This is a genomic window from Rahnella sp. R3(2024), from assembly GCF_042920125.1.
Taxonomy (GTDB): Bacteria; Pseudomonadota; Gammaproteobacteria; order Enterobacterales; family Enterobacteriaceae; genus Rahnella; species Rahnella rivi.
Window position 1 is genome coordinate 623177 of sequence record NZ_JBHGBU010000001.1, and the last position, 12469, is coordinate 635645.

Annotated in this window: 13 protein-coding genes; 7 read left to right on the forward strand and 6 right to left on the reverse strand. The window is 55.0% G+C overall.

Translation table 11 applies throughout. The features are described from left to right. Nucleotides 1-34: 34 nt before the first annotated feature. Entirely contained in the window at nucleotides 35-955 is a 921-nt protein-coding gene (locus ABSH60_RS02730; RefSeq protein WP_390972585.1) for a LysR family transcriptional regulator, read from the reverse strand. A gap of 159 nt (nucleotides 956-1114) precedes the next feature. Between ABSH60_RS02730 and xapA the strand changes: the two genes are divergently transcribed. Further along, a complete protein-coding gene (xapA, locus tag ABSH60_RS02735) occupies nucleotides 1115-1948 on the forward strand; it encodes a xanthosine phosphorylase (protein ID WP_056769164.1) in 834 nt (277 codons plus the stop codon). A gap of 9 nt (nucleotides 1949-1957) precedes the next feature. Continuing rightward, entirely contained in the window at nucleotides 1958-3154 is a 1197-nt protein-coding gene (gene tsgA / locus ABSH60_RS02740; protein WP_390972587.1) for an MFS transporter TsgA, read from the forward strand. A gap of 67 nt (nucleotides 3155-3221) precedes the next feature. Here the strand turns inward: tsgA and ABSH60_RS02745 are convergent, their stop codons facing one another. Then, nucleotides 3222-3455, reverse strand: a complete 234-nt coding sequence (locus ABSH60_RS02745) for a DeoR family transcriptional regulator (RefSeq protein ID WP_056769160.1) — start codon at nucleotides 3453-3455, stop codon at nucleotides 3222-3224. A gap of 245 nt (nucleotides 3456-3700) precedes the next feature. On the opposite strand from ABSH60_RS02745, the gene moeA reads away from it, so the two are divergent. Next, complete coding sequence (gene moeA / locus ABSH60_RS02750; RefSeq protein WP_390972589.1) at nucleotides 3701-4942, forward strand: molybdopterin molybdotransferase MoeA; 1242 nt, start codon at nucleotides 3701-3703, stop codon at nucleotides 4940-4942. Between the two features lie 2 nt (nucleotides 4943-4944). After that, the gene (gene moeB, locus ABSH60_RS02755; protein WP_390972591.1) at nucleotides 4945-5706 is read left to right on the forward strand and encodes a molybdopterin-synthase adenylyltransferase MoeB; all 762 of its coding nucleotides are present in this window, start codon (nucleotides 4945-4947) and stop codon (nucleotides 5704-5706) included. Between the two features lie 157 nt (nucleotides 5707-5863). Here moeB and ABSH60_RS02760 read toward each other — a convergent pair whose 3' ends face one another. Further along, a complete protein-coding gene (locus ABSH60_RS02760) occupies nucleotides 5864-7459 on the reverse strand; it encodes an ABC-F family ATPase (RefSeq protein ID WP_072158016.1) in 1596 nt (531 codons plus the stop codon). Between the two features lie 186 nt (nucleotides 7460-7645). Then, the gene (locus ABSH60_RS02765) at nucleotides 7646-8533 is read right to left on the reverse strand and encodes a nucleoside-specific channel-forming protein Tsx (RefSeq protein ID WP_056769154.1); all 888 of its coding nucleotides are present in this window, start codon (nucleotides 8531-8533) and stop codon (nucleotides 7646-7648) included. A 349-nt stretch (nucleotides 8534-8882) separates the two neighbouring features. Between ABSH60_RS02765 and ABSH60_RS02770 the strand changes: the two genes are divergently transcribed. Continuing rightward, the gene (locus ABSH60_RS02770; RefSeq protein ID WP_390972593.1) at nucleotides 8883-9344 is read left to right on the forward strand and encodes an antitoxin Xre/MbcA/ParS toxin-binding domain-containing protein; all 462 of its coding nucleotides are present in this window, start codon (nucleotides 8883-8885) and stop codon (nucleotides 9342-9344) included. After that, a complete protein-coding gene (locus ABSH60_RS02775; RefSeq protein ID WP_122094688.1) occupies nucleotides 9341-9799 on the forward strand; it encodes an RES family NAD+ phosphorylase in 459 nt (152 codons plus the stop codon). Before ABSH60_RS02770 ends, ABSH60_RS02775 begins: the two co-directional genes overlap by 4 nt. Before the next feature lie 23 nt (nucleotides 9800-9822). Here the strand turns inward: ABSH60_RS02775 and ABSH60_RS02780 are convergent, their stop codons facing one another. Both ABSH60_RS02780 and ABSH60_RS02785 read right to left on the reverse strand, forming a co-directional pair. Then, nucleotides 9823-10275, reverse strand: a complete 453-nt coding sequence (locus ABSH60_RS02780) for a DMT family transporter (RefSeq protein WP_390972595.1) — start codon at nucleotides 10273-10275, stop codon at nucleotides 9823-9825. Between the two features lie 3 nt (nucleotides 10276-10278). Beyond that, complete coding sequence (locus ABSH60_RS02785; protein WP_056769148.1) at nucleotides 10279-10713, reverse strand: DMT family transporter; 435 nt, start codon at nucleotides 10711-10713, stop codon at nucleotides 10279-10281. A gap of 102 nt (nucleotides 10714-10815) precedes the next feature. Between ABSH60_RS02785 and ABSH60_RS02790 the strand changes: the two genes are divergently transcribed. Then, on the forward strand, nucleotides 10816-11745 hold the full coding sequence (locus ABSH60_RS02790) for a LysR family transcriptional regulator (protein ID WP_122095602.1): 930 nt from the start codon (nucleotides 10816-10818) through the stop codon (nucleotides 11743-11745). The last annotated feature ends 724 nt before the right edge of the window (nucleotides 11746-12469 follow it).

The following is a 12469-nucleotide window of genomic DNA, read 5'->3' on the forward strand; positions in this document are numbered from 1 at the left end:
TGTTCCCTTACAGCAGGGCTCCGGCCCTGCTGCTTCAGACGTCCTCCCCCAGTGAATCCAGAAAACGTGCCGCCGCCGATGTCAGCGAATCCGCCTGATACAGGGCATACAAATCGACCGGTAACCGTTCGCTCAGCGCGCAGAAACGCACGCCCGGCCAGTGGATCCGCGCATAGCTTTCCGGCAGCAGCGTGATGCCATAACCGTTCGCCACCAGCGCCAGCGCGGTTTGTGGCTCGTTCACCTGATGCCTGACCTGCGGCAAAAAGCCGTGCTGGCGGCACATCGAATAGAGATAACCGCCGAGGCTGGACGTGTTCATCGGCATCAGAATGAAATCCTCATGCGCCAGCTCGCCCAGCACCACGCTGTTTTTCACGGCCAGCGGATGATTTTCCGCAATCGCCAGAGCGACGTTTTCGCGCCCCATCAGCCTGCTGGATAACCCCTGAGGCAGCGTCAGTTTAGCCTCGCGCCAGATACCGATATCAATCCTTTGCAGTTGCAGGGCATCAATTTGCTGCAACGGCGTCAGTTCGGTAATCGACCAGGTGATCTCCGGCGCACTCTCACCAAACCGGTTCAGTGCGTGCATCAGCGGGCCCCACGCGGCGGTGCCCACGGTGCCGAACTGAATATGGCCGACCTCACCGCGCCCGATTTTACGTACCTGATGCAACGAACGGTTGATGCCGTCGAGCATCAGCCCGGCTTCACGCATCAGCGCCGCACCGGCAGGCGTCAGCGCCACCGAACGCGTGGTGCGCAAAAACAGCGGCGTGCCGAGCATCACTTCCAGCTCTTTAATATGCAGACTGAGCGGCGGTTGCGACATATTCAGCCGCACCGCGGCTTTGCTGAAACTCAGCTCTTCCGCCACCACGCGAAAATAGTGCATAAGCCGCAGATTGATCTGACCCAGATCGAACACCGAATCCGTAAAGGGGCGCGTCATACTTCTCTCCAAAACATCCGTTTATCCCGCATTCATGGCGCATCCGATTTATAGATTTTGACTATAAATCCCGGCGCAGAACGGTATTAGACCTGAACAGCCGCTCACCCTAGCATTGCTGTTAACTCCCACCTACTGTCAACAATGAGAGAAGTGATCATGCTCAATAACCATGCTTTTGACTGCGCAGCGATTATCCGCCAGCGTGCGCCCGGCTTTATTCCTCAGGCTGCGCTGATTTTAGGCTCCGGCCTCGGGACGTTGTGTGACGACATGACCGATGCCATCACCCTTCCCTACAGCGAACTGCCGGGATTCCCGCAGAGCAGCGTCGCCGGTCACGCCGGTGAACTGGTGCTCGGGACGCTGGAAGGCATTCCGGTGATGTGTATGAAAGGTCGCGGCCATATGTACGAAGGCCACGGCATGTCGGTGATGACCAGCGCGGTTCGCACCTTCAAACTGCTCGGCTGCGAGTTCCTGCTGGCGACCAATGCCGCCGGTTCGATGCGTAAAAGCGTGGCACCCGGTCGGCTGGTTGCGCTGACCGACCATGTCAGCTTTATGCCGGAATCCCCGCTGGCAGGCCCGAATGACGATCGTTTCGGCCCGCGTTTCTTCAGCCTCGCTAACGCCTATGACAAAGACCTGCGTGCGCAGCTCCACGCCGTGGCGGGCACGCTGGGCATCGACGTCGCCGAAGGCGTCTTCGCGGCCTATACCGGCCCGAACTTCGAAACACCGGCTGAGATCCGCATGATGCAAACTCTCGGCTGTGACGTGGTCGGTATGTCCATCGTGCCGGAAGTGATTTCCGCCCGTCACTGCGGCCTGAAAGTGCTGGCGATTTCTGCCATGACCAACTTCGCCGAAGGCCTTTCCGATACGCCGCTTTCACACGAACAGACCCTGAGCTGCGCCAGACTGGCGGTGGGCGATTTCACCCGCCTGATCCGCGCGTTCTTCGCCAGCCTGTCAGCCACTGCAAAATAAGGAACGGCAATGGAACAGACATTCAACCGCCAGCGGATCAATATGATCTCATGGCTCAGTTACTTTTTTACCGGTGCACTGGTTTCCACACTCGGCATCGTGATCGGGCCGGTTTCACAGGCTTTTGGCAAAGATCCGGGCTTTATCGGTCAGATGTTTACGCTGATGAACATCGGTCTGTTTCTGCCGATCATGATAAGCGGCGTGCTGATGCGCAGATTCAATCTGGGCAAACAGCTGATCACCGGCTCAGCGGTTTCCGTGCTGACCTGCGTGGCACTTTTCCTGATGCCGACCATCACCATGTTCGGCATCGGCGTTTTTCTGATTGGCGCCGCCTCCGGCATCATGATGTCCATCGGCAGCTATCTGGTGGTGCGCATTAATGAAGATCCCAAAAAGCGTTCGGCGAACCTGATCCTCACCGACTTTTTCTTCGCGCTGGCGGGCGTGGTGTTATCGCTGCTGCTGGGCTATCTGTTCCAGCACGGCGCAAGCTGGCTGGCTATGTACGGCGTAATGGCGGTGCTGAGTCTGGCGATGATTGTGTTGTGCGTCGGGCAAAAATTCCCGTCGATTCCGCAGGTCGCGGATAGCAAGCCAGGGTCTGAAAGCCAGCAACACCACTGGGGCGTTTCCGTGTGGGTGCTGTGTTTCGCACTGTTTGCTTTCCTGCTGGCGGAACCGATTTTCACCATGTGGCTGCCAAGCTGGCTCAAAGAGCATTTCGGCATGGCGGCAGACAGCGCGGCGTTTTACATCACGACTTACTGGACGGTGAAATCCATCGGCCTGTTTGTGAATCAGTTTACGGTGCGCTTTGTGAAGTTGCGGACTTACCTGCTGCTTTCCGCCATCGTGGGTCTGGCCTGTCTGGCCACTGCGGCGAACAGCGCAAACACGACGCTTATCCTGATTTGTGCCGGTCTGTTCGGATTCTGCAACTCCGGGCTGTTCTCCGGCATCATGAGTTACGGCAGCCTGCAGGTGAAGAATTCCCCGCCAACGCTGACATCTGCCCTGCTGACTATCGGCACGATAGGCACGCTGATTTTCTCCACGCTGTCGTCGCTGGTGTACAGCCGTTACGGTTTGTTCTGGGCGCTGAATACCGCCACTCTCGCCTACGTATGCCTGCTGGCCGCGCTGATTATTGCCTCGGTGAGCAGCAAGGCCGAAGCGCTGGAGCAGCAATCCGCGCATTGAGATGAAAAACGACGCATAAAAGGGAAGGCATTGAATTGCCTTCCCTTTTCTTATTGTCACTGCCCGATCACATCTGAGGACAGCGCTGCAAACTGTTGAGCCAGGATGTCTGAGGCTGCGCGACCAGACGGCGTGCACGTCCGTGACGACGCAGGATCAGACCTTTATCCTGCATTTCACTGAGATCGCGGCGAATGGTTTCGAGACTCACATCCAGCGATTGTGCCAGTTCGCTTACCTGTAACACTTCATGCTGTTCGACCAGCTGAAGGATGGCCTGATGGCGATTTTTTTTAAGCACCGGTTATTCCTGTTTGTATGACAGTTGTGTGACGGATGTCACAAATAACGGTAAACATCATACCTGCGTTACATTGTTAATTTTGGGATCGATCTCAATTTTTCGAAAATACCCTCAAAGTTTTTCCGCCTGCCGCGATTTTTGGTTCGTCCCGATTCTCTGTCATACTGTGCGCATGCTTTTATAACCGCCCGGCTCCGGCGCAGACACCCGCACCACCGGGACGGTATCACTGAGGAATTTTTATGGAATTCAATACCGCCGGTTTGATCTCACTCCAGGAAGCGCTGGACAAAATGCGCGCTCATGTGCCGCCAAAGCGCGCACAAGACGCCGAATCAGTTGCTCTGAATATGGCCGCTGGCCGCATTACCGCCGCGCCGGTACTTTCTCCGGTGTTCGTGCCTCCTTTTGATAATGCGGCGATGGACGGTTATGCCGTCCGCTGTGGCGATCTGCACGACGACGCCGTGTTACCGGTTGCGGGCAAAGCCTTCGCGGGTGCGCCCTTCCACGGTGAATGGCCTGCCGGAACCTGTATCCGCATCATGACCGGCGCGCCGGTCCCCCGGGGTGCCGACGCTGTGATCATGCAGGAACATGCCGAGGTGACCGATGCGGGCGTGCGTTTCACACATGGAGCGGAGAACGGCCTGAATATCCGCCTGACGGGCGACGACATTAAACAAGGCGACAGCGTGTTGCCGCAGGGCGTACGTCTGGGTGCGGCGGAATTGCCGCTGCTGGCATCGCTCGGCGTCACGCACGTTGAGGTCTGGAAACCCCTCAACGTTGCTGTTTTCTCCACGGGCGACGAACTGCAACCGGTGGGGACGCCCTTGCAGGAAGGCCAAATTTACGATACCAACCGTTTTGCCGTACGCCTGATGCTGGAACAACTGGGATGCAACGTGCTGGATCTGGGCATCATCCGCGATGATCCGCAGGCGCTGCGCAGCGCCTTTGAAGAAGCCAATGCCTTCGCCGATCTGGTGATTTCCAGCGGCGGCGTCTCGGTCGGAGAAGCGGATTACACCCGGCAAATGCTGGATGAACTGGGCGAGATTGGTTTCTGGAAACTGGCCATGAAACCCGGCAAACCTTTCGCTTTCGGCAAACTGAAAAACAGCTGGTTCTGCGGTCTGCCGGGGAATCCGGTGTCTGCGGCGCTGACGTTTTATCAACTGGTGCAGCCGTTTATTGCGCAACTGGCAGGCCATACCGCGTGGCAGTTCCCGCCGCGTTTGCAGGCTGTTTCGGTTTCGGGGCTTAAAAAATCAGCGGGCCGTCTCGATTTCCAGCGCGGTATTTTCAGCACTAACGCGCAGGGCCAGCTCGAAGTCCGTACCACCGGCCATCAGGGTTCGCACGTCTTCAGTTCTTTCAGCCAGGCGAATTGCTTTATCGTGCTGGAGCGCGAACGCGATAATGTCGCGGCGGGTGAACTCGTTGAAATCGAACCATTCAACGCCCTTTTACGGAGCTGAATATGGCCACACTGCCGGAACTGACGGACGCTGAAACCCTGCGTTATAACCGCCAGATCGTCCTGAAAGGGTTTGATTTTGACGCGCAGGAACAGCTGAAAGCCAGCCATGCGCTGATTGTCGGATTAGGCGGTTTAGGCTGCGCGGCGGCGCAATATCTGGCCGCCGCAGGAACCGGCACGCTGACGCTGCTGGATTTCGACAAGGTGTCGCTGTCTAACCTGCAGCGTCAGACGCTGCACACCGACGCACGCATCGGCATGCCGAAAGTGGAATCTGCCGCCATCGCGCTTTGCGCAATGAATCCGCACATCCGTCTGAATCAGATCAATGCCCAGGCCGACGACGACATGCTGAGCGAACTGATCGCCGCCTGCGATGTGGTGGTCGATTGCACCGATAACGTCACCACCCGCAATCAGCTGAACCGGGAATGTTTCGCGCAGAAAAAACCGCTGGTGTCCGGCGCCGCCATCCGCATGGAAGGCCAGCTCAGTGTCTTTACTTATCAGCCGCAGGAACCCTGCTACCACTGCCTGAGCCGCTTATTTGGTGAAAATGCCCTGACCTGCGTGGAAGCCGGTGTCATGGCGCCCCTGGTGGGTACCATCGGCAGTTTACAGGCCATGGAAACCATCAAACTGCTGACAAAATTCGGTGAAACTCCACGCGGCAAACTGCTGATGTTTGATGCCATGACGTTACAGTTTCGGGAAATGAAACTGATGAAAGACCCGCATTGTGAAGTGTGTGGCTGTCATTAACAGTTCAGAAAATAAATGGAAAAGGGAATGAAGGGTATTTAGGTTGTTGAACATGGCAGCCGCTACGCAATCCGTTTAACCGATAAAAAATTCACCTTTCTGGAATAAAAAAAGGCCGCAACGTTAACCGTTGCGGCCTTTTTATCGACATCAATAATCAGCTATTAATGCCCTGGCTACGGAGATAGTCTTCGTAGTTACCCGAGAAATCGATGACACGGGTCGGTGTCATTTCCAGAATACGGGTGGCCAGTGAGCTCACGAATTCACGGTCGTGGGAAACGAAGATCAGTGTGCCTTCGTACATTTCCAGCGCCATGTTCAGCGACTCGATAGATTCCATATCAAGGTGGTTGGTTGGTTCATCCATGATCAGGATGTTAGGACGCTGCATCATCAGTTTCCCGAATAACATACGACCTTTTTCACCACCGGAAAGCACTTTGACTTTCTTCTTGATGTCGTCCTGACCGAACAGCAGACGGCCCAGCACGCCGCGTACAGCCTGCTCGTCGTCTTTCTCGGATTTCCACTGGCTCATCCAGTCGAATACGTTCATGGAGTCATCGAATTCATATTCGTGATCCTGCGCGTAGTAACCGATTTTTGAGTTTTCGGACCATTTCACTGAACCGGTTTCCGGCTCATGCTCGCCGACCAGCGTTTTCAGCAGCGTCGATTTACCGATACCGTTCGCGCCCAGAATGGCGACTTTCTCGCCCACTTCCAGCATCAGACCGAGGTTTTTAAACAGCGGGCCGTTATCGAAACCTTTGGTGATCTTTTCCACTTCCAGCGCATTACGGAACAATTTCTTGTCCTGTTCAAAACGCATGTAAGGGTTCTGACGGCTTGAGGCTTTGATTTCGTCGAGCTGAATTTTATCAATTTGACGGGCACGGGAAGTCGCCTGTTTAGATTTGGAGGCGTTGGCGCTAAAGCGGCTGACGAAAGATTGCAGTTCAGCAATCTGCGCTTTCTTCTTGGCGTTATTGGCGCTCAGAAGTTCACGAGCCTGCGTTGCCGCCGTCATGTATTCGTCGTAGTTGCCCGGATAAACGCGCAGCTCGCCGTAGTCCAGATCCGCCATGTGCGTACACACCATGTTCAGGAAGTGACGGTCATGCGAAATGATGATCATGGTGCTGTTACGTTCGTTCAGCACCTGCTCCAGCCAGCGAATAGTATCGATGTCCAGGTTGTTCGTTGGTTCGTCGAGCAGCAGAATTTCCGGGTCAGAGAACAGCGCCTGCGCCAGCAATACGCGCAGTTTAAAGCCCGGTGCGATTTCGCTCATCAGGCCATAATGTTGCTCTACCGGAATACCCACGCCGAGCAGCAGCTCGCCCGCACGGGATTCAGCGCTGTAACCGTCCATCTCGCCGTATTCAACTTCGAGATCTGCCACTTTATAGCCGTCGGCTTCGCTCATTTCCGCCATCGCGTAAATGCGGTCGCGCTCTTCTTTCACAGCCCACAATTCGTTGTGGCCCATGATCACGGTGTCCAGCACGGTGAATTCTTCGAAGGCGAACTGATCCTGACGTAATTTACCCAGACGCTCGTTCGGGTCGAGTACGACGTTACCCGCTGAAGGCACTAAGTCGCCACCGAGGATCTTCATGAAAGTGGACTTGCCACAACCGTTCGCGCCGATAAGGCCATAACGGTTACCGCCGCCAAATTTCACGTTAATGTTTTCAAATAACGGCTTGCTGCCGAATTGCATGGTGATGTTGTAAGTACTTAGCACAACGCTCGCTCTTAATTGGGAAATGTGATTTGGCGCGCATTATGCCACAACGGCGCGTCGGGATCGCCTCTCGTTGTGTACAAATTTCACTCGATAGTAAAAAAATTCGTCATGCGCGGGAAAATGTTTGAATTACACACACAAAAAACCCGGCCTCAGCCGGGTTTTCCAGTACAGCGCCTGAAATCAGAAGTTGTAACCGATCACGCCGTAGTAACCCCAGCCGGTAGATTTCACATCGAAATTACCGTTACCGAAGTTCAGCTCAGCGCCGTCAGCCCACTGGCCGCCGTTGTGGAAGTAACGCGCCACAAACGAGTAATGCCAGTGTGTATAGTTCAGCGAGAGGATATGGCTGGACGCGATAGAGTTGTTAGAACGCGCTTTGTTGCCGTTCAGGTCACGGAAATCGTCATCGCCCAGTGAGGAGCCCCAGTCGAAGTTGGTGAACCCGATGTAGCTCAGGTTACCGCCCCACATTTCAGTCAACGGAACGAAGTATTTCACTTTGAAACGGTAACCGTCCCAGCTGTTTTCGTTGGCCGCGCTGTAGTTTTCCCACTGGTATTTTGCATACACGTTCAGAGACAGGCTCATCGGCAGATGGGTATCAATGTCGGTGCCCAGACCCATGTACCAGGTGTTCTGACGGTTATCGCTGTCCGGACCCATATCGTAGATATAGTTGTTGGCGAAGTACCATTCTTTGAACGGACCGAAGCTCAGATCGGTGCCGGTCAGCTTATCAATAGAGAAACGCGGTTCGATCTCCATAAACAGCGGAGAACCGTTTTTGTCCCAGATACCGGTGTCGTTGCCGTTACCGGCGCCGAAGGTTTTAGGAATATCGATATAGCCGTAGAAATCGAACCAGTCTTTGTGCGCAAACGCTTCATATTCAAGGTAAACGTCGTTACGCAGGGTCGGTCCGAAACGGGTATCGGCGCTGCCTACAACGTTTACACTCTGGTGCCACCAGTCAGAAACAAATTCGCCCTTGCTATCATCAGCGAGCACGGTCGCGCTGTAGGACAAAGCCATCAAAGCGCCTGCTGCAATAATTTTATTTTTCATATTTATACCAGAAGCGGGGGAGGAACAGCGCCTTGCCACTTTCAGACGCTGCATATATCAAACCCTAAAACTGTGATCCGCAACCGATTGCTGCACATAGTATAAAAACATGCAATTACCAGTGACTTCCTACAAGAGTTAACTTTTCTTAGCTAATAAATAGATTTGGTCAAGGTTTGTCAATTTGTGTTTCATCCTGATACATCCTCAATGTGATATCGATCACATATATGTTTCAGGACGAATTCATTCAGCCGCCTGAAGCGGTGATAATCCCGTGCTGATAAAATGACCATTCGTTATTTGTCATGCTATAATCATGACAAATAACGGTGCGGAGGCACACATCATGAATACCAAAAATACCGGGCTGTCTTCCGGCTCTGTGCAAGATTCTGCAACGCCGCTCTGGCAGTCTGCGGGGCTTCCCGCAAGCAGCGGAATCAGTTTGGTTAATGCCATACAAAAGGGTTTTCCGGTTGATAGTATTAGCCGTCTTAATACTGAGCTGGGATGGCCGAAAATGGTGTTACTGGAAATAATGGGCATTAACGAACGCAACTATGCGCGTCGTAAGGCCGGAAACGGATTACTGAAAAGTGAAGAGAGCGAGCGTGTGGCGCGTCTGGTGCGCATTGTGGATGCCGCAACGGATTTGTTCGAAGGGGATCGTATCTCCGCGCTCGAGTGGTTCACCCGCCCTGCGCCGGCGCTGGACGGTTCACGTCCGCTGGAGTTGCTGTCTTCTGAAGCGGGCGCGGTGGAAGTGAGCCGCCTGATTGGTCGTCTGCAACACGGTGTTTTCAGTTGAAGCTGTTTCGCATCGTACAGAACCGCCATCTGGCTACGGCCTGGTCGGGCGCGGGTGCGCAGCTTTATGGCGGGCGCTGGAATCCGCCGGGCAGGCCGGTCGTCTATGTCACCACCAGCATTTCGCTGGCCATACTGGAAATGCTGGTGCACTTACAAAACAGCATGCTGATGCGGTCCTACACGTTGCTGAGTATTGAGGTGCCGGAAGAATTGCTCGACAGGCTGGACGTGTCGGAACTGGCCGCAGACTGGCGAAGCGCATCTCCGCCGGACAGCACACAACGTCAGGGTGACGCCTGGCTGGCGGAAGGTGATTACGTCGGGCTGAAAGTGCCGTCTGTCATTGTCCCGACGGAATACAACGTGCTGCTTAATCCGCAGCATCCTGCGTTTGCGGATTTACTGAGTTCAGTACAACGTGAGCCGATGATGTTTGACCCGCGCCTGCAATAACCTTTGCAACGCGGGCCGGACACTCACTCTGCTTTTCTGTTGCTGCGATAAATCAGGGCCAGAGCGATGACCAGACAAGGTATCGCCGCCAGACGGTGCCATGAGAACGGGATGGACGGATTATCCAGCCAGCCGAAGTTATCAATCAGCATGCCCATCGCCAGTTGCCCCAGAATAACCGCGACCGTCGCCACCGCCGTCCCCACTCTCGGTACTGCCGTCACCATAATGATGATGTAAGGCACGCCAAACAGTGCGCCAGCCAGCTGCCATTTCGGTACGGTCAGTAACGTCGCCTGCTGCGGCGTTTGCAGAAACAGGATCAGCACAGCCGTGATCGCCGCGCCCACGCTGAAGGTCAGGAAGGCACTTTTCAGGACGCCCACTTTTTCACCCAGCTGACCGTTTACCGCCGCCTGCATACTCAGCGCAGCCCCCGCCACAATCGCCAGAACAATCATAATCAGTTCAGTCATCGGTTAACTCCAGGCAATCAGAACAAGGGCGGCAACGATAAACAGCAGAGCCAGTAAACGCTCCCTGCCGACTTTCTTATGAGGCGTACCGAACCAGCCGTAATGGTCGATCAAGACGCTTTTCGCCACCTGCCCTGACAAAATCGCGATCATGGTCATGCCGATGCCAATCACCGGCGTCGCCAGCGTCAGCACCACGACATACACAGGCCCCAGCAAGCCACCGAGCAGTGTCCAGCCGGGTTGTTCGGTAAACGACGGCGCATTGCGCGGGCTGAAAAACAGCACCAGCAATCCGGTCAGCACTGCGCCGACCCCAAAAATACTCAGCGTGGCCCACAGGTGCCCCACTTCCGTCCCTAACGGCCCGATTAAACCGGCCTCCAGCGATAGCCCCATCCCCGCCAGAACGACCAGCGGAATTAACATCAGATTCATTAGTAGTGTGCTCATATTATTTTAAGAAGCGGCGACTATAGCGTGGCACTGCTTTGCGAAAAACAGCACAATAAGGAAAATACCTTTGCGGATATTGCACAGATGAAAAGCTTCAATCAGATCAACATCCAGTCTTTACGGCTGTTTGTTGCGGTGCTCGACCAGGGAAATTTCTCGGAAGTGGCCCGCCGCGAAGCGATGTCGCCCTCGACGGTATCGCGCGTCATTTCGCAGCTGGAGCAGGCATTACAAACCCAGTTGCTCTACCGGAATACGCGTGCAGTCAGCCCGACCGAATCCGGGAAATTGCTGGCTGAACGCGCACGTCAGGTACTGGCTCAGCTTGAACTGGCAGAACTGGATCTGCAGGAGCAGGACAGCGAGCCGGGTGGCCTGATACGCATCAATGCGCCGGTAGTTTTTGGCCAGCGGCATATCGCCCCCTGGCTGCATGAGCTGAGCGCACGTTATCCGCGTCTGAATATTGAGCTGATGCAGACCGACGATTTCATTGATCCGTTACAGGACAGCGTTGATCTGCTGATCCGAATCGGCGTGATGGCAGATTCCACCCTGCAGGCCCGCACGCTCGGACAGCAGAACTTCCGTCTCGCCGCCAGCCCTGCCTATCTTGCCCGTACAGGCACACCACAAACGCCGGAAGAGTTAGCCGCTCACAGCTGCCTGGTGTTTAAAGGATTTGCCGGTTCCCAACGCTGGTACTTCCGCCAGCCGGAACAGGAATGGCGTTCGTACAGCCTGCGCGGCGTCCTGACCAGTAACAATGCGGAAACCCTGACAAAGGCAGCCGTGGATGGCATGGGGCTGGTGGTATTCCCCACCTGGTTAATCGGCGACGCCCTGCGCGACGGGCGGCTGGTCAGCGTGCTGGAAGATCATCAGGTATCCACCTCGCCCGAGCCGCAGACCATATCCGCGCTGTACCCCAATGCACGAAAAGCCTCGATCAAAGTGCGGGCGGTGATTGATTTTCTGGTGGAGAAGTTTGGCAGCCCGGCATACTGGGAGTGAGGCGTTGCACTCGGGCTCTTTCGATGAGTCCGGGAATATTTCGGTTTCTCAGGTGCGGCGATCACTTAACTCACCGCGCCGAAACCGACCAGAGGGGAAAGGCTTTTCCCCTCTGAACTCCCCTCGCTTTTTTCAACACGCGCTCTGCCTGCTGGCTATGTTTCAGGTATCACCGCGACAGGCTGGAAATCTTGCCGCTGCGCGGTGCCTTCTCTCGGTCCTGAAGCCTTAGGTCTTCAGGCCGCTCCGTTCAGCAAGATTTCTGAATCGCCCGCAGGATCTTAAATTCAAGAACAAAATAGATTTATCTTTTAGAAAAAGTTGATTGGCGTGCTCAACATTCAGCTGAACAAAGCGGCTTCGGGACCTATGGCTTCAGGCCGCTCCGTTCAGCAAGATTTCTGAATCGCCCGCAGGATCTTAAATTTAAATTCAAAATCGCTCTGCTTTTCAGGGAAAATAAACAGCAAGGTTGTGCAGTATAAGCCTGCGGCCGCTTTCAAAAATCACGCCGGAGGAGAGGTGGAAAACCGCGCGTTTTTTTACGCGGGTTGTAACCCGAACGGAGGGCACCGCGCAGCGGCGGGATTTTGCGACTATCACTTCATCATCTGAAACATAGCCAGCGAGCGGAGCGCGCAGTTTAAGAGCCCGGAATTCTAAAGGTATCACCGCGACAGGCTGCAAATCTTGCCGCTGCGCGGTGCCTTCTCCCGGTCCTGAA